This is a genomic window from Jatrophihabitans endophyticus, assembly GCF_900129455.1.
In the GTDB taxonomy this organism is placed as follows: domain Bacteria; phylum Actinomycetota; class Actinomycetes; order Mycobacteriales; family Jatrophihabitantaceae; genus Jatrophihabitans; species Jatrophihabitans endophyticus.
This window is the reverse complement of sequence record NZ_FQVU01000001.1, coordinates 578,177-598,734: the sequence shown is the minus strand read 5'-3', so window position 1 is coordinate 598,734 and position 20,558 is coordinate 578,177. Positions and strand designations below refer to the sequence as shown.

13 protein-coding genes are annotated in these 20,558 nt (G+C 72.3%); 5 read left to right on the top strand and 8 right to left on the bottom strand.

Annotated features, from left to right (window positions below; translation table 11 throughout):
- Positions 1-153: 153 nt before the first annotated feature.
- Genes glgB through BUE29_RS02740 form a run of 4 tightly spaced genes read right to left on the bottom strand, consistent with a single transcriptional unit; the run spans position 154 to position 7,661 of the window.
- Complete coding sequence (gene glgB, locus BUE29_RS02755; RefSeq protein ID WP_073385590.1) at positions 154-2,409, bottom strand: 1,4-alpha-glucan branching protein GlgB; 2,256 nt, start codon at positions 2,407-2,409, stop codon at positions 154-156.
- Positions 2,406-3,800, bottom strand: a complete 1,395-nt coding sequence (locus tag BUE29_RS02750; RefSeq protein ID WP_073385588.1) for a maltokinase N-terminal cap-like domain-containing protein — start codon at positions 3,798-3,800, stop codon at positions 2,406-2,408. Before BUE29_RS02750 ends, glgB begins: the two co-directional genes overlap by 4 nt.
- Positions 3,797-5,605: a maltose alpha-D-glucosyltransferase gene (gene treS, locus BUE29_RS02745; RefSeq protein ID WP_084180632.1), complete on the bottom strand. Its 1,809-nt coding sequence runs from the start codon at positions 5,603-5,605 to the stop codon at positions 3,797-3,799. The genes BUE29_RS02750 and treS overlap by 4 nt, the downstream gene beginning before the upstream one ends.
- Positions 5,606-5,663: 58 nt before the next feature.
- Positions 5,664-7,661 carry an alpha-1,4-glucan--maltose-1-phosphate maltosyltransferase gene (locus tag BUE29_RS02740; protein WP_073385585.1) on the bottom strand — a complete coding sequence of 666 codons (1,998 nt, stop codon included), beginning with the start codon at positions 7,659-7,661 and terminating at the stop codon, positions 5,664-5,666.
- A 146-nt stretch (positions 7,662-7,807) separates the two neighbouring features.
- Between BUE29_RS02740 and glgP the strand changes: the two genes are divergently transcribed.
- Together glgP and BUE29_RS02730 are read left to right on the top strand one after the other, a co-directional pair.
- Positions 7,808-10,381: an alpha-glucan family phosphorylase gene (gene glgP, locus BUE29_RS02735; RefSeq protein WP_073385582.1), complete on the top strand. Its 2,574-nt coding sequence runs from the start codon at positions 7,808-7,810 to the stop codon at positions 10,379-10,381.
- Between the two features lie 181 nt (positions 10,382-10,562).
- The gene (locus BUE29_RS02730) at positions 10,563-11,747 is read left to right on the top strand and encodes a phosphodiester glycosidase family protein (RefSeq protein WP_084180631.1); all 1,185 of its coding nucleotides are present in this window, start codon (positions 10,563-10,565) and stop codon (positions 11,745-11,747) included.
- Positions 11,748-11,786: 39 nt separating this feature from the next.
- On the opposite strand, the gene metX is transcribed toward BUE29_RS02730, so the two are convergent.
- Together metX and BUE29_RS02720 are read right to left on the bottom strand one after the other, a co-directional pair.
- Positions 11,787-12,920 carry a homoserine O-acetyltransferase MetX gene (gene metX, locus BUE29_RS02725; protein ID WP_073385577.1) on the bottom strand — a complete coding sequence of 378 codons (1,134 nt, stop codon included), beginning with the start codon at positions 12,918-12,920 and terminating at the stop codon, positions 11,787-11,789.
- Positions 12,917-14,233, bottom strand: a complete 1,317-nt coding sequence (locus BUE29_RS02720) for a bifunctional o-acetylhomoserine/o-acetylserine sulfhydrylase (protein ID WP_073385574.1) — start codon at positions 14,231-14,233, stop codon at positions 12,917-12,919. Before BUE29_RS02720 ends, metX begins: the two co-directional genes overlap by 4 nt.
- Before the next feature lie 88 nt (positions 14,234-14,321).
- Between BUE29_RS02720 and BUE29_RS02715 the strand changes: the two genes are divergently transcribed.
- The 3 genes from BUE29_RS02715 (at position 14,322) to BUE29_RS02705 (ending at position 18,628) form a co-directional block, all read left to right on the top strand.
- On the top strand, positions 14,322-16,280 hold the full coding sequence (locus tag BUE29_RS02715; protein ID WP_073385571.1) for an acetoacetate--CoA ligase: 1,959 nt from the start codon (positions 14,322-14,324) through the stop codon (positions 16,278-16,280).
- Positions 16,277-17,794: a bifunctional phosphatase PAP2/diacylglycerol kinase family protein gene (locus BUE29_RS02710; protein WP_143167943.1), complete on the top strand. Its 1,518-nt coding sequence runs from the start codon at positions 16,277-16,279 to the stop codon at positions 17,792-17,794. Before BUE29_RS02715 ends, BUE29_RS02710 begins: the two co-directional genes overlap by 4 nt.
- A 165-nt stretch (positions 17,795-17,959) precedes the next feature.
- Positions 17,960-18,628 (top strand): haloacid dehalogenase type II, encoded by a 669-nt coding sequence (locus BUE29_RS02705; protein ID WP_073385566.1) that lies wholly within the window; start codon positions 17,960-17,962, stop codon positions 18,626-18,628.
- Positions 18,629-18,653: 25 nt separating this feature from the next.
- On the opposite strand, the gene BUE29_RS02700 is transcribed toward BUE29_RS02705, so the two are convergent.
- Positions 18,654-19,523 (bottom strand): ABC transporter permease, encoded by an 870-nt coding sequence (locus BUE29_RS02700; RefSeq protein ID WP_084180630.1) that lies wholly within the window; start codon positions 19,521-19,523, stop codon positions 18,654-18,656.
- A complete protein-coding gene (locus BUE29_RS02695; protein ID WP_073385564.1) occupies positions 19,520-20,527 on the bottom strand; it encodes an ATP-binding cassette domain-containing protein in 1,008 nt (335 codons plus the stop codon). The genes BUE29_RS02700 and BUE29_RS02695 overlap by 4 nt, the downstream gene beginning before the upstream one ends.
- Positions 20,528-20,558: the final 31 nt, after the last annotated feature.

The window sequence follows — 20,558 nt, the reverse complement described above, 5'->3', positions numbered from 1 at the left end:
CGCGAACTGAACATAGAGTTCGCGCAGCATGATCAGCAGGGGACCAAAGGCCCGTCGTGCGGGACGTCCGGCGAGTTTGACGCCGCCTACGACCGTAAATGTCCGGTTGCTTGTCTACGCTGCGTAACCGGTGTGGACCCCGGTACGAAACGTCTACGTCACAATCGCGCCGGACATGCCGGCGGCCGGCCCGCCCGCGAGACGCAGCCACAGCGTCCCGAGCGGAGGTACCCGCAGCACCGCCGACGCGGGCTGGCCGTGCCAGGCGTGCTCGACCGCCTCGACACCGCCGAAGTTGCCCACGCCCGAGCCGAAGTACACGTCGGCATCGGTGTTCACGACCTCGTCCCACCGGCCCGGGTACGGCAGCCCCAGCCGGTAGTCGTCGTGCGGGACGGACGAGAAGTTGGCGACGCACGCCAGCACCGAACCGTCGTCACCGAAGCGCAGGAACGAGTACGTGTTGCCGGCCGCGTCGTTGGCGTCGATCCAGTGGAAACCGCTCTCCGCGACGTCGCGCGACCACAGGGCGTTGGTGTCCTGGTACACGTGATTGAGGTCGGCGATGAGGCGGGACAGGCCCCGGTGCCCGGGGTCGTCGAGCAGCTCCCAGTCCAGCGAGCGCGCCTCGGACCATTCCCGGGACTGTCCGAACTCCTGCCCCATGAAGAGCAGCTGCTTGCCCGGGTGGGCCCACATGTAGGCGTACAGCGAGCGCAACGTCGCCATCTGCTGCCAGCGGTCGCCCGGGATCTTGTTCAGCAGCGATCCCTTGCCGTGCACGACCTCGTCGTGCGACAGCGGCATCACGAAGTTCTCGGTGTAGGCGTACATCATCGAGAACGTCAGCTCGTTGTGGTGGTACTGCCGGTGGATCGGGTCGTGGGCGATGTAGTTCAAGGTGTCGTGCATCCACCCCATGTCCCACTTGAAACCGAAGCCCAGACCGCCCAGATGGGTGGGGCGCGTGACGCCCGGCCAGGACGTGGACTCCTCGGCGATGGTGACGGCGCCCGGCACCCGGCGGTAGACGGTCGCGTTCATCTCCTGCAGGAACTCGACCGCCTCGAGGTTCTCGCGACCGCCGTACTTGTTCGGCACCCAGCCGCCCTCGGGGCGCGAGTAGTCCAGGTACAGCATCGAGGCGACGGCGTCGACGCGCAGCCCGTCCACGTGGAACTGCTCGAGCCAGTACAGCGCGTTCGCGACGAGGAAGTTGCGCACCTCGCTGCGCCCGAAGTCGAAGACGTAGGTGCCCCAGTCGAGCTGCTCGCCCCGGCGGGGGTCGCCGTGCTCGTACAGCGGCGTGCCGTCGAAACGGCCGAGGGCGAACTCGTCCTTGGGAAAGTGCGCCGGGACCCAGTCGACGATGACGCCGATGCCGGCGTTGTGCAGCGTGTCGACCAGGAAGCGGAACTCGTCCGGGTCGCCGAAGCGGGCGGACGGCGCGTAGTAGGACGACACCTGGTAGCCCCAGGACCCGCCGAAGGGGTGCTCGGCCACCGGCAGGAACTCGACGTGGGTGAAGCCGTGCTCGCGAACGTAGTCGACGAGCTGCTCGGCGAGGTCCCGGTAGGACAACCCGAGCCGCCACGAGCCGAGATGCACCTCGTAGATCGACATCGGCGCGGCATGCCACTGCGTGGCGGCGCGGCGCTCGAGCCACGCGTCGTCGGACCACTCGTAGTGGGGCGTGTGGACGACCGACGCGGTGGCCGGGGGGATCTCGGTGGCGAAGGCGAGCGGATCGGCCTTCTGGCGCCACTGACCGTCCGCGCCGAGGATCTGGAACTTGTAGGCCGCCCCGTCCCCGACGCCGGGGACGAACAGCTCCCACACGCCCGTCGACCCCATGGCGCGCATCGGGCTGGCGGTGCCGATCCAGTAGTTGAAGTCGCCGACGACGCGGACGCCGAGGGCGTTCGGCGCCCACACCGCGAACGAGGTGCCCGGGACCCGGCCGCCGGGCGTGTCGTACTCGCGGACGTGTGCGCCGAGGACCTCCCACAGGTTCTCGTGGCGACCCTCGGCGATCAGGTGCAGGTCGACCTCGCCGAGCGTGGGCAGCCAGCGGTAGGGGTCGTCGGTGGTGAACGTCCCGGTGCCGTAGGTGACCTCGATGCGGTAGTCGCCGGCCGGCCCGTCGAGCACTGCCTCGAAGACGCCGGCGTCGTGGATGCGCGTCATCGGCGTCCGGGTGCCGGCGGCGACGACCGCGACCGACACGGCATCCGGGCGCAGCGTCCGCACGACGGTCGTGGCGCCGGTCCCCGGGTGCGCTCCGAGGATGCCGTGCGGGTCGTGGTGCGCGCCGCCGACGAGCCGGTCGAGCTGGTCGCGGTCCACCGACGGCGTCGGGGCGGCGTCGGGGGTTCGGTCGGGGGTCGGGTTCGAGGGCTTGCTGGTCATGCGGTGTCTCCGTCCTGCGCGAGCCGGCCGAGTGACGCCAGCGGGATCGGCAGCCAAGTGGGTCGGTTGCGGCTCTCGTACACCGCTTCGTACACGGCCTTCTCGGCCTCGAGCGCGCGCAGCAGGGTGGCGTGACGGCGCGGGTCGCCGCCGGCGACGTCGGCGTAACCGGCGCAGAACGCGTCCCGGTTGCGGGCCGACCACTCGTTGGCGCGGTAGGCCAGCTGCGGGTCGTTGCCGGCGTCGGCGATGCGGTGGTGGCCGGCGTACTCGAAGGAGCGCAGCATGCCCGCCACGTCACGCAGCGGCGAGTCGAACTCGCGGCGCGAGTCGATGGCCGCCATCGGCTCGCCCTCGAAGTCGATGAGCACCCAGCGGTAGACGGTGCGCAGGGCCTGGCCGAGATGCAGATCGCCGTGGATGCGCTGCAGCGTCACGCCGCCCTCGAGCTCGGCGACCGCGGCGAAGATGGCGCGCAGGCCGTCGGCGACGTCCGCGAGCTCCCCCACCACGCCGAGTGCGTGGTCGAGGCGCTGCTGCATCGCCTGCGAGCGCGCCACCATCTCGTCGGCGGTGGCCTCGCGGGTGCCGAACGCGGTGACGAGGTCGGCGTGCGTCTGCGCCACCGCCCCGCCGAGCCGTTCGGCCTCACCGGCGAAGTCACCGCCGGCCTCGTCGGCGTGCAGATCGGCCTCGGCCATGAGGTCGCGGACGCTCGCCGTGGCCAGCACCCAACCGTCGGTGGCGCTGGTGAGGAACTCCTGCACCATGGCGAGCGACGTGGGCGCGCCGTCCACGTCGGCCTCGACCGAGCCGAGCAGTGTGGCGACGTTGTGCGCGCCGACGCGGCTGAGCTCGCCGCCGATCTCGATGTCGGGGTTGACCCCCGGCTGCAGGCGGCGGAAGACCTTCATGATCGCGGCGTCGCCGTACACCAGCGAGGTGTTGGACTGCTCGCCGGACATGACCAGGCTCGCCTCGTCCACCGGGACGTCCTCGGCGGCGACGTAGCGGGTGAAGCGGACGTCGCCCGCGGGTTGGTCGACCAGACCGGCCAGCCACGCCCGGGTGGTGTCCTTGTCGTGCAGCGCGTCGTAGACCCACCGATTGCCGGCCTCGGTCTCGACCGTGCCGAGCAGGACGTGCTCGAGGTTGTCGACCGGCTCGCCGCGCGACACGAGCGGCAGCTGATAGGTCTCGACCTCGCCGTCGCCGTAGTCCGCTCGGGCGGTCCAGATCGTGACCTGGGGCGAGTGCAGCAGCTCGGTGAGGCGCCGCACCTCGATGTCGGCCTGCCGTCCCTTGCCCGGGAACCAGCGCTGCGTGGGCAGCCATGCCGCCACGAGGTCCCGGACCGCGTCGTGCACCTGTTCCGCGGGTCCCGACGTCATAGGCCACCTTCCTCGGTGTCGGTGGTCGGCGGGGCGCCCGGCGACGCACCCGCCTCGGAGTCGCCGTGTTCCAGGGCGGCGGGCTCCTCGCTGGGCTGGTGCACACGGGGTATGCGCAGCCAGTAGAAGCCGTGGCCGGCGAGGGTGAGCAGGTAGGGCAGTTCGCCGATCTCCGGGAAGACCGCGCCGCCCATCAGCTCGATCGGTTGCGCGCCCATCCACGGCCGCAGGTCGAGCTCGACGGCCTGCGGGAAGCGGGAGAGGTTGTTCACGCACAGCACGATGTCGTCGCCGAACTCGCGCACGAAGCTCAGCACCGACGGGTTGCTGCCGCCGATGTCGAGGAACTCGCCCAGCCCGAAGGCCGGGTTCTGCTTGCGCACCTGGATCATGCGCCGCGTCCAGTGCAGCAGCGACGAGCCGTTGCGGGTCTGGGCCTCGACGTTGGTGACCTGGTAGCCGTAGATGGAGTCCTGGTTGGCCGGCAGGTAGAGCCGGCCCGGGTCGGCCGTGGAGAAGCCGGCGTTGCGGTCGGGCGTCCACTGCATCGGCGTGCGGACGCCGTCGCGGTCGCCGAGCCAGATGTTGTCGCCCATGCCGATCTCGTCGCCGTAGTAGAGGACGGGCGAGCCGGGCAGGGCGAGCAGCAGCGCGGTGAACAGCTCGATCTGGTTGATGTCGTTCTCGAGCAGGGGAGCGAGACGACGGCGGATGCCGATGTTCGCCTTCATCCGCGGGTCCTTGGCGTACTCGTTCCACATGTAGTCACGTTCTTCGTCCGTGACCATCTCGAGGGTGAGCTCGTCGTGGTTGCGCAGGAAGATGCCCCACTGGCAGTTGTCGGGGATCTCGGGGGTCTGGCTCATGATCTCCGAGATCGGGTAGCGCGACTCGCGGCGAACCGCCATGAAGATGCGCGGCATGACCGGGAAGTGGAACGCCATGTGGCACTCGTCGCCGCCGGCGGCCGGGTCGCCGAAGTACTCGACGACGTCGGCGGGCCACTGGTTCGCCTCACACAGCAGGACGCGGTCCGGGTAGTCGCGGTCGACCTCCTTGCGCACCCGCTTGAGGAAGTCGTGCGTCTCGGGGAGGTTCTCGCCGTTGGTGCCGTCGCGGACGTAGAGGTAGGGCACCGCGTCGAGGCGGAAGCCGTCGATGCCGAGATCGAGCCAGAACCGCAGTGCGTCGAGGATGGCGTCCTGCACGGCGGGGGAGTCGAAGTTCAGGTCGGGCTGGTGGCTGAAGAAGCGGTGCCAGAAGTACTGCTTGCGCACCGGGTCGAAGGTCCAGTTCGACGGCTCGGTGTCGACGAAGATGATCCGCGCCTCGGGGTAGCGGGTGTCGTCGTCGTTCCAGACGTAGAAGTCGCCGTAGGGGCCGTCCGGGTCGTTGCGGCTGGCCTGGAACCACGGGTGCTGGTCCGACGTGTGGTTCATGACGAAGTCGATGATCACGCGGATGCCGCGCTCGTGGGCCGCGTCGAGGAAGTGCTTGAAGTCCTCGATGGTGCCGTAGTCGGGCAGCACCGCGGTGTAGTCGCTGACGTCGTAACCGCCGTCGCGCAAGGGCGACTGGAAGAACGGGGGCAGCCAGAGGCAGTCGACACCGAGCCACTGCAGGTAGTCCAGCTTGTCGGTCAGCCCGCGCAGGTCGCCCGAGCCGTCACCGTTGGAGTCGGCGAAACCGCGGACGAGCACTTCGTAGAAGACCGCCCGCTTGAACCAGTCCGGCTCGCGGCGCAGCGCGGAGTGACCCCGGCCGTCCTCCGCGTCGGTCGATGGGCGTTCATCGAGGGACGTCATCGAACCTTCCTACCAACACGGTGCGGACGGGGTCGGACCGGACGTGCGTCACGCGCGGTCACAGCGGCCGCACGATCTCGAAGACGTGCGCCGATCGGGAGAACGGGTCGAGCCGGACGTAGTTGTGCTCGCCCCACTGGTACTCCGTGCCGTCGAGCAGGTCGCGGACGGTGAACCCGGTGTGCCAGTCGAGGCCCAAGGCCTCGAGGTCGAGCGAGACGGTGGCCTCGCGCCACTCGTGCGGGTTCACCGTGCAGGCGACCACGACGGTGTCGCCGGTGGCGTCGTCGCGCTTGCTGAACACCAGGATGTCGGGGTTGTCGGCCTGGTGGAAGGTGACGTTGCGCAGTTGCTGCAGCGCCGGGTGCTCGCGTCGGATGCGGTTCAGCGTCTGGATGAAGGGCGCGAGCGAGCGTCCGTCGGCGATGGCGCCGGCGAGATCGCGGGGGCGTAGCTGGTACTTCTCCGAGTCGAGGTACTCCTCGCTGCCCGGCTTGGCCGGCAGGTGCTCGTACAGCTCGTACCCGGAGTAGACGCCCCAGGTCGGCGACAGCGTGGCCGCGAGCACGGCCCGGATCGCGAACGCGCCCGGGCCGCCGGTCTGCAGGTAGCCGTGCAGGATGTCGGGCGTGTTCACGAAGAAGTTGGGCCGCATGTAGTGCTCGGCCTCGGCGAGCTCCTCGACGTACTCGGCGAGCTCGTCCTTCTCGGTGCGCCAGGTGTAATAGGTGTAGCTCTGGTGGAAGCCGATCTTGCCCAGCTCGTGCATCATCGCCGGACGCGTGAACGCCTCGGCGAGGAAGAGCACGTCGGGGTCGGTCTTGCGGACCTCGGCGATCAGCCACTGCCAGAAGTTGATGGGCTTGGTGTGCGGGTTGTCGACGCGGAAGATCCGCACGCCCGCGGCGATCCAGTGCCGCACGACCCGCAGACACTCGGCGTAGAGGCCGGCGGGGTCGTTGTCGAAGTTCAGGGGGTAGATGTCCTGGTACTTCTTCGGCGGGTTCTCGGCGTAGGCGATCGTGCCGTCCGGCTTGGTGGTGAACCACTCGGGGTGGGCCTCGACCCACGGGTGGTCGGGGGCGCACTGCAGCGCGAGGTCGAGCGCGACCTCCATGTCGAGCTGGCGGGCCCGCTTCACGAACGCCTTGAAGTCGGCGAGGGTGCCGAGGTCGGGGTGGACGGCGTCGTGCCCGCCGTCCTTGGAGCCGATCGCCCACGGCGAGCCGACGTCCCACGACGCCGCGACGAGCGTGTTGTTCGGACCCTTGCGGTTCACCTCGCCGATCGGATGGATCGGCGGCAGGTAGACGACGTCGAAGCCCAGCGAGGCGACGTAGTCCAGGTGCTCGGCCGCGTCCTTGAACGTGCCGTGGCGCAGCGGTTTCGCCGGCGACACCGGGTCGCCGGCGAGCTCGGCGCCGATGGAGCGCGGGAAGAACTCGTACCAGGAGCCGAACAGGGCGCGCGGCCGGTCCGCCCACAGCGGATAGCGCGGTGAGGCGCTGACGTACTCGCGGACCGGGAAGTCGCGGACGAGGTCCTGCAGGTAGTCCTCGAGGGCGGGCGCGACCCGGTGCTCGACGTCGAGCGAGGTGTCGCGGAGCGCGCGCGCCGCCGCCAGCGCCCGCGGGCGCTCGACCTTGGTCAGGTTCTTGGCCAGCTGCTCGAAGAGCCGGGCCCCGGACTCGAAGTCGTTGGCGAGGTCCTCGGCGCCCTGGCCGGCCTCGATCTTCACCGTCACCGCGTGGTGCCACGTCGACATGGGATCGCTCCACGCCTCCACCGTGAAGGTGAAGGAGCCCTGCCGGTCGAGCACGACGTCGGCGTGCCAGCGGTCGGTGCCCGGGGCCCCCGGCACCATCCGCACCACCTGGCTCTTCTTGCCGGCCGGGTCGCGCACGACGACGGTCGCGGCGACCGCGTCGTGCCCCTCGCGGAACACGCGGGCCGAGACGGGCAACTGCTCGCCCACCACGGCCCGGGCCGGGAACTCGCCCGAGACGGTGGAACCCACCACGGGCCTGACATCAGAAAGTCCGAAGCGTCCTACCACGTGGACGACGCTACCCAGAAAGGGTCGCGCTCCTACCCCCACCACCGCGACGTGCCGCCGCTACGCGCGGGCGGCGTCCGCGGTACGCGACCCGATGTCGCACGAGGGGCTCGTAAGCCCTTCCAGGACTGCTAGCGTCGCTCTCCGTGAAGGCCCTCCGTCGACTCACCGTCCGTGCCGCCTACCCGCCCGAGCTCGCCCAGCTCGGCCAGATCGTGGCCAACCTGCGATGGTCGTGGCACGCCGAGTCGCTCGACCTCCTGGAGGCGGTCGATCCCGAGCTGTGGCAGTCCTGCGAGCACGACCCCGGTCGCATGCTCGGCGAGGTGACGGCCGAGCGCTTCGGCCAGCTGGCCCGCGACCGCAAGTTCCTGCGTCGCCTCGAGGACATCGGCGACGACCTCGCCGAGTACCTCGAGCAGCCGCGCTGGTACCAGAACGAGCAGGAGGCCGGCGCCGACCTGCCCGACTCGATCGCCTACTTCTCGCCCGAGTTCGGCATCACCGAGGTGCTCCCGCAGTACTCCGGCGGCCTCGGCATCCTGGCCGGTGACCACCTGAAGGCCGCGAGCGACCTCGGCGTCCCGATCATCGGCGTGGGGCTGCTCTACGGCGCCGGGTACTTCCGCCAGTCGCTCTCGCGCGACGGCTGGCAGCTCGAGCAGTACCCGTCGCTCGACCCGCAGGGGTTGCCCATCACGGCACTGCACGACGCCGCCGGCGCGCCGGCCCGCGTCGCGATCGCGCTGCCCGAGTCCCGCACGCTCCACGCCCAGATCTGGGTGGCCCAAGTCGGTCGGGTGCCGCTGCTGCTGCTCGACAGCAACATCGAGGAGAACGACGCCGACGCCCGCCAGGTCACCGACCGGCTCTACGGCGGCGGCGCCGAGCACCGCCTCGAGCAGGAGCTCCTGCTCGGCGTGGGCGGTGTCCGGGCGATCCGCGCCTACTGCGCGGTCACCGGCACCGCGCCGCCCGAGGTCTTTCACACCAACGAGGGGCACGCCGGCTTCCTCGGCATCGAGCGCATCCGCGAGCTCGTCGACGACCCCGGCGGTGCGGGCCTGGACTTCGACGAGGCGCTGCAGGCCGTTCGGGCCGGGACGGTGTTCACCACCCACACCCCGGTTCCGGCGGGCATCGACCGCTTCTCCCGCGACCTCGTGGCCGCGCACCTCGCGGGCATGGCACCGCTGCCGCCCGAGCGCATCCTCGAGCTCGGCGCGGAGGAGGACCCCGGCATCTTCAACATGGCGCACATGGGGCTGCGGCTCGGCCAGCGGGCGAACGGGGTCTCGCTGCTGCACGGCGAGGTCAGCCGCGGCATGTTCAACGCTCTGTGGCCGGGCTTCGACACCGAGGACGTGCCGATCACGTCGGTGACCAACGGCGTCCACGCGCCGACATGGATGTCACGCGACATCCTCGAGATCGCCGAGCGCGAGGTCGGGCCCGACGCGGTCGAGGAGGGCGGCGGCTGGGCCGCGCTCGACAAGGTCGGCGACGACGAGCTGTGGCGGGTGCGCAACGTCCTGCGGGGCCGGCTCGTCGGCGAGATCCGGCGCCGGATGCGCGCGTCGGGGCGGCAGCGGGGCATGAGCGACGCCGAGCTGTCGTGGACCGCGACGGCCTTCGACCCGGACGTGCTCACCATCGGGTTCGCCCGGCGCGTCCCGTCCTACAAGCGGCTGACGCTCATGCTCCGCGACCCGGAGCGACTGCGGGCGCTGCTGCTGGACCCGCAGCGGCCGGTGCAGATCGTCATCGCCGGCAAGTCGCACCCGGCCGACGACGGCGGCAAGCAGCTGATCGCGCAGATGGTCCGCTTCGCCGACGACCCCGCCGTGCGCCACCGGATCACGTTCCTGCCCGACTACGACATCGGCATGGCCCGCTATCTGTACTGGGGTGTCGACGTCTGGCTGAACAACCCGCTGCGCCCGCTCGAGGCGTGCGGGACGTCGGGGATGAAGGCGGCGCTCAACGGTGCCCTCAACCTGTCCATCCTGGACGGCTGGTGGGACGAGTGGTTCGACGGCGAGAACGGCTGGGCCATCCCGTCCGCCGACGGTCTCGTCGACGCCGACCGCCGCGACGACCTCGAGGCCGACGCACTCTACGACCTGATCCAGACGAGCGTGGCGCCGCGCTTCTACGACCGCTCCGGCAGTCGTGCCGGCGACGCCCCGACGCGCTGGGTGCAGATGGTGCGGCACACGCTCAAGTCCCTCGGGCCCAAGGTGCTGGCCTCGCGCATGGTCGCCGAGTACGTGCGACGGCTGTATGCGCCGGCGGCGGTCTCGTCGCGACGCATGCGCGCCGACGGCTACGCGGCGGCCAAGCAGCTCGCGGTGTGGCGGGCCGGCGTGGTGTCGGCCTGGCCGGCGGTCGCGGTGCTGCACGTCGACTCCCAGCTCTCGGGCGAGGGCGACGCGCAGCTCGGCGAGACGCTGACGCTGCGGGCCGAGGTCGCCCTGGGCGGGCTGGCCACCGACGACGTCACCGTCGAGGCCGTCTACGGCTCGGTCGACGCCGAGGACCGGCTCACCGAGACCACGGCGGCCGCCCTGCGCGTGCTCGAGCAGATCGACGGCACGACCCGCTACGAGGGCGAGATCCCGCTCGATCGCACCGGCGGCTTCGGGTACACGGTGCGGGTGCTGCCGCACAGCGAGCTGCTCGCGACGCCGGCCGAGCTCGGGGTCGTCGCCTCGGCCTAGCCCTGGGCCTGGGCCTGGGCCTGGGCCGACGGCCGGGATCGCCGGGCACCGCCGGGCACCGCCCCTGCCGGAGTGGTCGAACGGGGGCGGTGTCCGCATTCACAGCCGGCTCGGCCGGTTCGCGGGCATTCGTCCGGTTGACCGCGGCCGACCGTTCCGGTTCCCTGATTATGTGAAGTTTATGTTTAGTGCGCTCGTCCTCGTGGTCACGCTCGGTTCCGGTGTCGCGGCGGCGACGGCGCCCCCGGCCGCCGCACGAGCGGCGCGGAGCGCCCGCGCGGACGACCTGCCCGCGGACCGCACGCTCGCGGGCGGGGTGACCGTGAACTTCCTGTCCTTCCGCAGTACGAGCGGTCGGCAGCAGCGGGCCGAGCTCATGCACGTCGACCTGACCAACCGCAGGGTCGACCTGGCCGCGACCGTCGCCCACGGCGCGATCGGGGCCCCACGGCAGACCGTGGTGACGCAGGTGCGCCGGGCGCGGGCGATCGGCGGCATCAACACCGATTTCTTCGACCTGTTCTCGCGGCGCGCCAAACCGCGCGGCGGCGTGATCAGCGACGGCGAGATCCTCAAGTCGCCGCGCCGCGACTGGGACGCGAACCTCTACGTCCGTCACGGCCGCGCGGCCGTCGGGCAGCTCACCATGACCGGGACCATCACCCGCGCCGCCCGCAAGCACGTCCGCGCCACCACGGCGCAGCTGTTCGGTGTGAACACGCTCAGTGACCTTGCCCGCGGCCGCATCGTCCTCGTCACCGCCGCGTTGGCCGCGCCGAGATTCGGTCGCGCCTGCACCGTGGTGACGGGCACGCGCGATGCGCGCGGCCGGCTGGTCGTCGCGGCCACCTACTCCGCGCTGACCGCCGTCGCCCGGCGTTCGGGTCGGGGCGTCGCGCTCGTGGCCTGCGGCCGCGGCGCACGGGCGACCTGGCTGCATCGCCAGGTGGTGAAGGGCGACCGGCTCACGCTGGCCACGACGTTCCCGGGCGGCACCCCGCAGACACTGGTCAGTGGCGGTCGCGTCCTGATCGCCAAGGGGCGCCGCTTCGACGACGCCGGGGGCGAGGTCGTCGACGGCCCCCGCAACCCCGAGACCTTCGCCTGCGTCTCGCGCAACGGCCGTCAGGTCGTGCTCGGTGTGGTGGACGGGTTCGCCGCGGACTCCGCCGGCGTCAGCTACGCCGAGCTCACCGCCTTCCTGCTGGGGCGCGGGTGCTGGTCGGGCATCGTCTTCGACGGCGGCGGGTCGAGCACGCTCGTCGGCCGGGCCTCGACCCACGATGCGATCGACGTGTACGACGAGCCGGCCGACGGCGACCCGCGTGCCGTGCCGGCCGGGCTGGTGGTGCGCTACCGGGCGTGACCCGGCCGCCGGCGGCGTCGTTCGCGGTGCCGTGGTCGCTCACGACGGTGCCGGTGACCGTTCGGCCGCGCGCTGCAGGGTGAGCCGCACCAGGTCGCCGACCTGCCCGGCCTCGACGAGGAAGCCGTCGTGGCCGTGGTCGGAGGTCACGACGTGGACGCCGTCGGGACCCGGCAGCAGGTCGGCGATCTCGTGCTGCAGCCGCAGCGGATAGAGCCGGTCGGTGTCGATCCCCGCCACCACGGTCGGCACCGTCACCCCGCCCAGTGCGGCGGCGACGCCGCCGCGGCCGCGACCGACGTCGTGACCGTTCATCGCCTCGGTGAGCGTGACGTAGCTGCCCGCGTCGAACCGTCCGACGAGCTTGGCGGCATGGTGCTCGAGGTAGGAGGTCACCGTGTGGCGACCGTCGGCCTGCACGGCGTTGCCGAATCGGACGTCGAGCTCCCGCTCACCGCGATAGGTGAGGTGTGCGATGCGGCGGGCGAGACCCAGGCCGTGCTCGGGCGCCGTGCCGGTGTCGTGGTAGTCGCCGCCGCGCCAGCCCGGGTCGCCGGTGATCGCGGCAAGCTGGGTGGACTGCGTGCCGAGCTGGTCGCCGGTGGCCGCGGCGCCGACCGCCAGCACCAGCGCGGCCCCGACCCGCTCGGGCCGGCCCAGGACCCACTCCAGGGCACGCATGCCGCCCATGGAGCCGCCGAGCACGGCGCGGTAGCGGCGCACGCCGAGCCGGTCGGCCAACGCGGCCTCCACCGCGACCTGGTCGCGGATCGTCACGGGCGGGAACCGCGACCCCCAGGCCCGCCCGTCGGGAGCGGGAGAGGCGGGGCCGGTGGTGCCCCGGCAGCCGCCGAGGACGTTGCTCGCCACGACGAACCACTCGTCGGTGTCGAGCGCGCGCCCCGGGCCGACCACACCGTCCCACCAACCGGGCGTGGGCTGGTCGGGCCCGGTGTCGCCCAGCACGTGCGCGTCACCGGTGAGCGCGTGCAGGACGAGCACCGCGTTGCCGATCTCGCCGCCCGCGTCGGGCCGTGGGCTGCCGTACGTCTCGTACGCCACCCGCACGCCGGGCAGCCGGCCGCCCAGCTCGAGATCGACCGGGCCGAGCTCGAGGAACCGTCGACCGGACGACGGCGCCGCCGGGCCGCCGTCGCGCCGGCCCGCGGTCACGCGCTCTTCGCCGCCCGGAACCCGGCGTCGAGGTCGGCGAGGATGTCGTCGAGGTGCTCCAGGCCGACCGCGAGGCGGACCAGCCCGGGCGTCACACCGGTCGCGGCCTGCTCGTCGACCGTCAGCTGCGAGTGGGTCGTCGAGGCGGGGTGGATGACGAGGCTGCGCACGTCGCCGATGTTGGCGACGTGGCTGTGCAGCTCGAGCGCCTCGACGAAGCGCCGGCCGGCCTCGACACCGCCCGCGATCTCGAAGGCCAGGACGCCGCCCACACCGCGCGGCGCGTACTTCCCCGCCCGCTCGTGCCACGGGCTGCCGGGCAGCCCGGCGTAGTTGACCGACAGCACCTCGTCGCGCCGCGTCAGCCACTCGGCGACGGCCTGCGCGTTCTGCACGTGCCGTTCGACGCGCAGGCTCAGCGTCTCGATGCCCTGCGAGAGCAGGAACGCGTTGAACGGCGCGATCGACGAGCCGAGGTCGCGCAGCAGCTGGACGCGCGCCTTGAGGATGAAGGCCAGGTTCGCGCCGAGCGGGGAGCCGACGCCGAGGTCGCGGCCGAAGACGAGGCCGTGGTAGCTCGGGTCGGGCTGGTTGTAGTTGGGGAACCGCTCCGGCGACGCGGCGAAGTCGAAGTTGCCGGAGTCGACGATCACGCCGCCGATCGCGGTGCCGTGACCGCCGAGGTACTTGGTGGCCGAGTGCACCACGATGTCGGCGCCGTGCTCGAAGGGGCGGATCAGGTAGGGCGTCGCGATCGTGTTGTCGACGACGAGCGGCACCCCGGCGTCGTGGGCGACGCCGGCCACCGCCTTGATGTCGAGGATGTCGATCTGCGGGTTGCTGATCGTCTCGGCGAAGAAGGCCTTCGTGTTCGGTCGGATCGCGGCGCGCCACTGCTCGAGGTCGTCGGGGTCGTCGACGAAGCTCACCGAGATCCCAATCTTGGGGAAGGTGTAGTGGAACAGGTTGTAGGTGCCGCCGTAGAGCCGGGCGCTGGAGACGACGTGGTCGCCGGCCTCGGCGATGTTGAGCAGCGCGATGGTCTCGGCCGCCTGCCCGCTCGCCGTCAGCAACGCCCCGACCCCGCCCTCGAGCGAGGCGATGCGGTCCTCGACCGCGGCCTGCGTCGGGTTCATGATCCGCGTGTAGATGTTGCCGAACTCCTTCAGCGCGAAGAGGTTCGAGGCGTGCTCGGTGCTGTCGAAGGTGTAGGACGTCGTCTGGTAGATCGGCAGGGCACGGGCGTGCTGCTCACCGTCCGGGGTCTGGCCGGCGTGGATCTGGCGGGTCTCGAACGACCACTCTGCGGACATGGCGTACTCCCCGGGTCGGCGGCTGCTGATCTTGTCTACCGTGATGATAGACAATTGCGCGGAGGTCGGGGCCGGTAGGTTGCCCGGCATGACGGTCGAGGGCGAGCTGCTGTGGGAACCGGACGCCGAACGCATCGCCGGCGCACGCATCACCGAGTTCGGCCGTTGGCTCGGTGCGAACGGCGGCGTGACCGTCGGGACCTACGACGAGATGTGGCAGTGGTCCACGGCCGACCTCGACGCCTTCTGGTCGGCGTTCGCGCGCTGGTACGGCGTGCGCTGGCACACCCGTCCCAGTGCCGCGCTGGCCGATCCGACGATGCCCGGCGCGCGCTGGTTCCCCGACGCCCGGCTCAACTACGCCGAGCACGCGCTGTTCCCGCCGGTACCGGTCGGGGACGACGACCCCGCCGTCGTCTTCGAGCGCGAGGACGGTCTGGGCCGCACGCTGACGTGGGACCAGCTGCGTCGCGAGGTGGGCGCGGTCCGGGCGGCGCTCGTCACCGCCGGGGTCGGGGTCGGCGACCGGGTCGCCGCGCTGCTGCCGAACTCTCCCGAGGCTCTGGTCGCGATGCTGGCCACCGTCTCGCTGGGGGCGATCTGGTCGTCCTGCTCGCCGGACTTCGGCGCCCGCGCCGTCGCCGACCGGTTCACCCAGATCGAGCCGGTCGTGCTGGTCGCGGTGGACGGCTACCACTACGGCGGCAAGCGCTTCGACGTCCGGGCCGCGGTGACCGAGCTGCGCGCGCAGCTGCCGACCCTGCGCGCGACGATCCTCGTGCCCTACCTCGACCCCGACGCCGCCCTGCCCGACACGCTGCGCTGGCCGGACGTCCTGGCCCGTCCCGGCGAGCTCGCCTTCGCGCCCGTGCCCTTCGACGCGCCGATGTGGATCCTGTACTCCTCCGGCACGACCGGGCTGCCCAAGCCGATCGTGCACGGGCACGGCGGCATCCTCGTCGAGCACGCCAAGCAGTTGGCGCTGCACCTGGACCTGCGTGCCGGTGACCGCTTCTTCTGGTTCAGCACGACGGGCTGGATGATGTGGAACCTGCTCGTGTCGGGGCTGGTCGTCGGGGCCACCGTCGTGCTCTTCGACGGCAACCCCGTCCACCCCGGTCCCGACGCGCTGTGGCGTCTCGCCGAGCGTGCCCGGGTCGCGTGCTTCGGGGTGTCGGCGCCGTACCTGCAGGCGTGCCAACGTGCGGAGGTCCACCCCGGTCGCGACTTCGACCTCGCGGCGCTGCGCAGCGTGGGCTCGACCGGTGCTCCGCTGTCGCCCGACGGCTTCGCGTGGGTCTACGAGCAGGTCGGCCGCGACCTCGTCCTCAACTCGCTGTCGGGTGGTACCGACGTGTGCACCGCCTTCGTCGGCGGGGCGCCGACGCTGCCGGTGCGGGCGGGCGAGATCCCCTGCCGGCTGCTCGGCTGCGCGGTCGAGGCCTACGACGCGGCGGGCCGGCCGGTGCTCGACGAGGTCGGCGAGCTGGTCGTCACCGCGCCGATGCCCTCGATGCCGGTCGGGTTCTGGAACGACCCCGACGGCAGCCGGCTGCGGGAGGCGTACTTCGACGTCTACCCCGGGGTCTGGCGCCACGGCGACTGGATCACCGTCACCGGCCGCGGGTCGTGCGTCATCCACGGCCGCTCGGACGCCACCCTCAACCGCGGCGGCGTGCGCATGGGCACCGCCGAGTTCTACGCCGTCGCCGAGGACGTGGCGGGAATCGCCGACTCGCTCGTCGTCGACACCTCGGGCCCGACCGGAACGGGACAGGTGCTGCTGTTCGTGGTGCTGGCCGACGGCGCCACGATCGAGACGGTGCGCGAGGAGGTGCGGCGGGCGATCCGCGCCGAGCTGTCGCCGCGGCACGTCCCCGACGAGGTCGTCGCGGTGGCGGCGATCCCACGCACGCTCAACGGCAAGAAGTGCGAGGTACCGGTGAAGCGCGTGCTCGCCGGCGTCGCGCTCGCCGACGCGGTCAGCCCGGGCGCGCTGCAGAACCCGGCCGCGATGACGTTCTTCGCCGAACGCGGGGCGCAGTGAGTCGAGCCGGTCGCCCCGGTGCCGCGACGCGCCGATCGCCACCGCTGCGCGTGCGGCTCGGCCGGTGGGACCGGCGACTGCTGGTCGCCGCGGCCCGGCGGCGGACCCCGTTGCGCGACCGCGTCATGACGACGGCGAGCACCCTGGCCAACCGCTCGCTGCTCTGGCTGGCCGTCGCGGGGGCGCTGTCGGCGACCGGCCGGCGGCGGCCGCGGACCGCGGCCGCGAGCGGCCTGCTCGGCATCGGCGTCGCGGCCACGCTGGTCAACGGCCCGCTGAAGTTCGCGTGGCGGCGCGACCGGCCGCCGACCGACGTCGCGCCGCTGCTGCCGCTGCCGCGCACGTTCTCCTTCCCCTCCGGCCACGCCGCCTCGGCGCTGGCCTTCGCGACGGGGGTCACCGCGGCGCTGCCCGCGGCGGGCGCCGCGGTCGTCCCGGTCGCCGGCACGGTGGCCTACTCCCGCGTCCACACCGGCGTGCACTACCCGAGCGACGTCGCCGTCGGCGCTGCGGTCGGCATCGGCGCGGGCGTGCTCGCCGCGCGCGTCGTCGACCGGGTCCGGGAGAGCTCGGTCCACCACCCGGACGCGCCCGACCCCGCCGTGCCGATCCCGCGGCAGGCGGTGCTGCTGGCCAGCCCGCACGCCGGATCGGCCGAGGATCTCGACGTCGCCCGCGCCGGTCTCGCCGCGGCGGGCCTGACCGTGGTGCGGACCTTCGACGTGGGCGAGGTCGACGAGCTCGCCCGCCACGTCGATGCCGCGCTCGCGTCGGGCGAGGAGCCGCCGCTCGTCGTCGCCGCGGGCGGCGACGGCACGGTGGGCCTCGCCGCCGGGGTGGTCGCGGGGACGGCCGCCGTGCTCTTCCCCCTCCCGCTCGGGACCTCGAACGACGTCGCGCGCTCCCTCGGCATCCCGCCGGACGCGGCGCAGGCCGCGGCCGCCGTGGGCGGTTACCGGGTGTGCGAGGTCGACGCGGGTCGCGTGGACCTCGCCGGCCGTGGCGCGCTGACCTTCCTCAACGCGACGACGGTCGGCGTGAACGTCGCCTTCGCCGACCTCGCGACCGAGAAGACGGTGCGGGACCGCTTCGGCGGCCTCACCTACCCCATCGCGGCCGCGCGGGCGGTCCGCGCCTACCGGCCGTTCCGGTGCACCGTCGAACACGACGGGCGCGAGCGCACCTTCGACGTGGTGCACCTGTCGGTCAGCAACGCGCCGGTCTTCGGCGGCCTGCTCGGCTTCCGCGTGCCCGGTGCCGACCTCACCGACGGCCTGCTGGACGTCATCGTGGTCGAGCGACTGTCCGTCGGGCGGCTGGTGCTGGCGGTCGCGGACGCGGCCGTAGGGCGGCACCGGCCGGTGGGACGGGTGCACACCCTGCGCGTGCGCAGCCTGCGCGTCGCCTGTGACAGCGACCAGGACGTCGCCGTCGACGGCGAGGTCGTGGGCGGGTTGCCCGTCGAGTTCACCGTGCTGCCGCGGGCGGTGCGGGTGGCCTGCCCGCGGGGCTGACCGCACGTCGACTGGCGACCTGCGGGGCCGACCGCGGGGCCGACCGCACGTTGACTGGCGAGCTGCGGGCCGACTGGCGAGCTATAGCTCGCCAGTCGGCCCGCAGCTCGCCAGTCAACGCGGGAAGTCGCCAGTCGGCCGGCGCGGGGTGCGTAGGGTCGGGGGATGGCCGTGATCGTCTTCGACGTGAACGAGACGCTGTCGGACCTCGCGCCGCTCGGCGAGCGCTTCGTCGACGTCGGCGCGCCCGGCGGGCTGCTCGCGACGTGGTTCGCGAGCACGCTGCGCGACGGCGACGCCCTCGGCCTCGCCGGGACGCCCCGGCCGTTCGCCGACGTGGCGCGCGGGGTGCTCGCGACGCTGTGGTCGCAGCTGCCCGAGCTGCGCCGCGACCCCGACGAGGCGACCGAGCACGTGCTGGCCGGCTTCACGTCCTTGGCCGTGCACCCCGACGTCGTGCCCGGCGTCGGCGAGCTGGCCGTGAGCGGCCACCGCCTCGTCACGCTGTCCAACGGCGCCCGGTCGGTCGCCGCGGGCCTGCTCGAGCGGGCCGGCGTCGCGGGCTCGTTCGAGGCCCTGCTCAGCGTCGAGGACGACGACGCGCCCGGTCCGTGGAAGCCCGACCCGCGCGCCTACCACTACGCGGCGCAGGTGTGCGGGGTCGAGCCGGGCGAGCTCGTCCTCGTCGCCGTGCATCCCTGGGACCTGCACGGCGCGCGCCGCGCGGGGCTGCGCAGCGCCTACGTCAACCGCACCGGCGCGCCGTGGCCGGCCGTCTTCGACCGCCCCGACGTCGAGGTGGGCGCGTTGACCGAGCTCGCCGCGGCGCTCTGATCACCCCGGCGGCCGTCGCGCCGGCTCAGCGGCTCGCGGCGCGCTTGTACTGCCGTATCGACAGCGGGACGAAGACGGCGAGGATCACGACGATCCAGCTGAGCGTGTAGAGCACGGGGTGCTGCAGCGACCAGTCCTTCGGGGCCGGCACGCGATCGGTGGTGTTGCCGAACAGCTCGCGCGACGCGGCGGTGACCGACGAGACCGGGTTCCAGTTCGCGATCGTCTGCAGCACGCTCGGGAACTTGTTCGTCGGTACGAAGGTGTTGGCGACGAAGGTCAGCGGGAAGACGAGCATGAACGACGCGTTGTTCACGACCTCGGGGCTCGGCACGATCAGCCCGACCAGCGCCATCATCCAGCTGATCGCGTACGCGAAGGCGAGCAGCAGCAGGAAACCGCCGATCGCCTCGCCGACCGAGGAGCGGATGCGCCACCCCACCAGCAACCCGGTGAGCGACATGATCACGATGACGAGCAGGTTGTTCAGCACGTCGCTGCCGGTGCGACCGACGAGCACGGCCGAGCGCGACATCGGCAGCGAGCGGAACCGGTCGACGATGCCCTTCTGGATGTCCTCCGCCAGGCCGGCGCCGGTGATGGTGGCGCCGAAGATGACCGTCTGCGCGAAGATCCCCGGGATGAGGAACTCCCGGTAGCTGATGCCCGGCACGTTGATCTGGCTGCCGAACACGTACGCGAACAGCAGGATGAACATGATCGGCGACAGCGTGGAGAAGACCAGCAGGTCGGGCACCCGCTTGATCTTGATCAGGTTGCGGCGCGCAACCGCGGCGCCGTCGGCGAAGGCCTTGAGCCGCCCCGACCGGGGGACCTCGCCGGTGACGGCCGTGGTGGTGGTGAGCCCGGCGGTGCGGGCGTTCGACGCGGTCACGGCGCGGCCTCCACGAGGTCGGACCCGGGACGGTCGCCCGGGTCGGGTTCGGTCTCGGGTGCCTCGGCGGCGTGCCCGGTGAGGGTGAGGAAGACGTCGTCGAGCGTCGGGCGGCGCAGCGCCACGTCGTGCAGGGCGACGTCGGCGGCGTCGAGGCGGCGCAGTGCCTCGGTGAGCGTGCTCGCGCCCCCCGACACGGCGACGGTGAGCCGTCGGGTGTGCTCGTCGACGTCGACCGTCTCGCCCGGCGCGAGCGCGGCGAGGACGTCGCGGGCGCCGGCGATGCCCTCGCGCTCGGCGACGACGATCTCGACGCGCTCGCCGCCCACCTGCGCCTTGAGCTCGTCGGCCGTGCCGTGCGCGATCGACCGGCCGTGGTCGATGACCACGATGTCATCGGCGAGCCGGTCGGCCTCCTCGAGGTACTGGGTGGTGAGCAGCAGCGTGGTGCCGCCACGCACCAGCTCGACGAGGACGTCCCACATGTCGTTGCGGCTGCGTGGGTCGAGGCCCGTGGTCGGTTCGTCGAGGAACAGCACCGGGGGAGCGGCGACCAGCGAGCCGGCGAGGTCGAGGCGGCGCCGCATGCCCCCGGAGTAGGTCTTGACCGGCCGGTCGGCGGCGTCGGTGAGCGAGAACAGCGCGAGCAGCTCGTGCGCCCGCGCGCGGGCCACCCGGCTGCGGTAGCCGTAGAGCCGCGCGATCATCTCGAGGTTCTCCTGCCCCGTCAGGTACTCGTCGACCGCGGCGTACTGGCCGGAGAGCCCGATGCGCGACCGCACGCCGGACGGATCGCCGACCACGTCGACGCCGGCGACCTCGGCGGTGCCGCCGTCGGGGACGAGCAGGGTCGTGAGGACGCGGACGGCGGTGGTCTTGCCCGCCCCGTTGGGGCCGAGCAGGCCGAGCACGGTGCCCTCGGGCACGGCCAGGTCGAGACCGTCGAGGGCGCGGACGCTGCCGTAGGCCTTCACGAGCCCCTCGGCACGGATGACGTCGGCCACGGGTCCCCCTTCGTCGCTCGCCGGTCAGGTA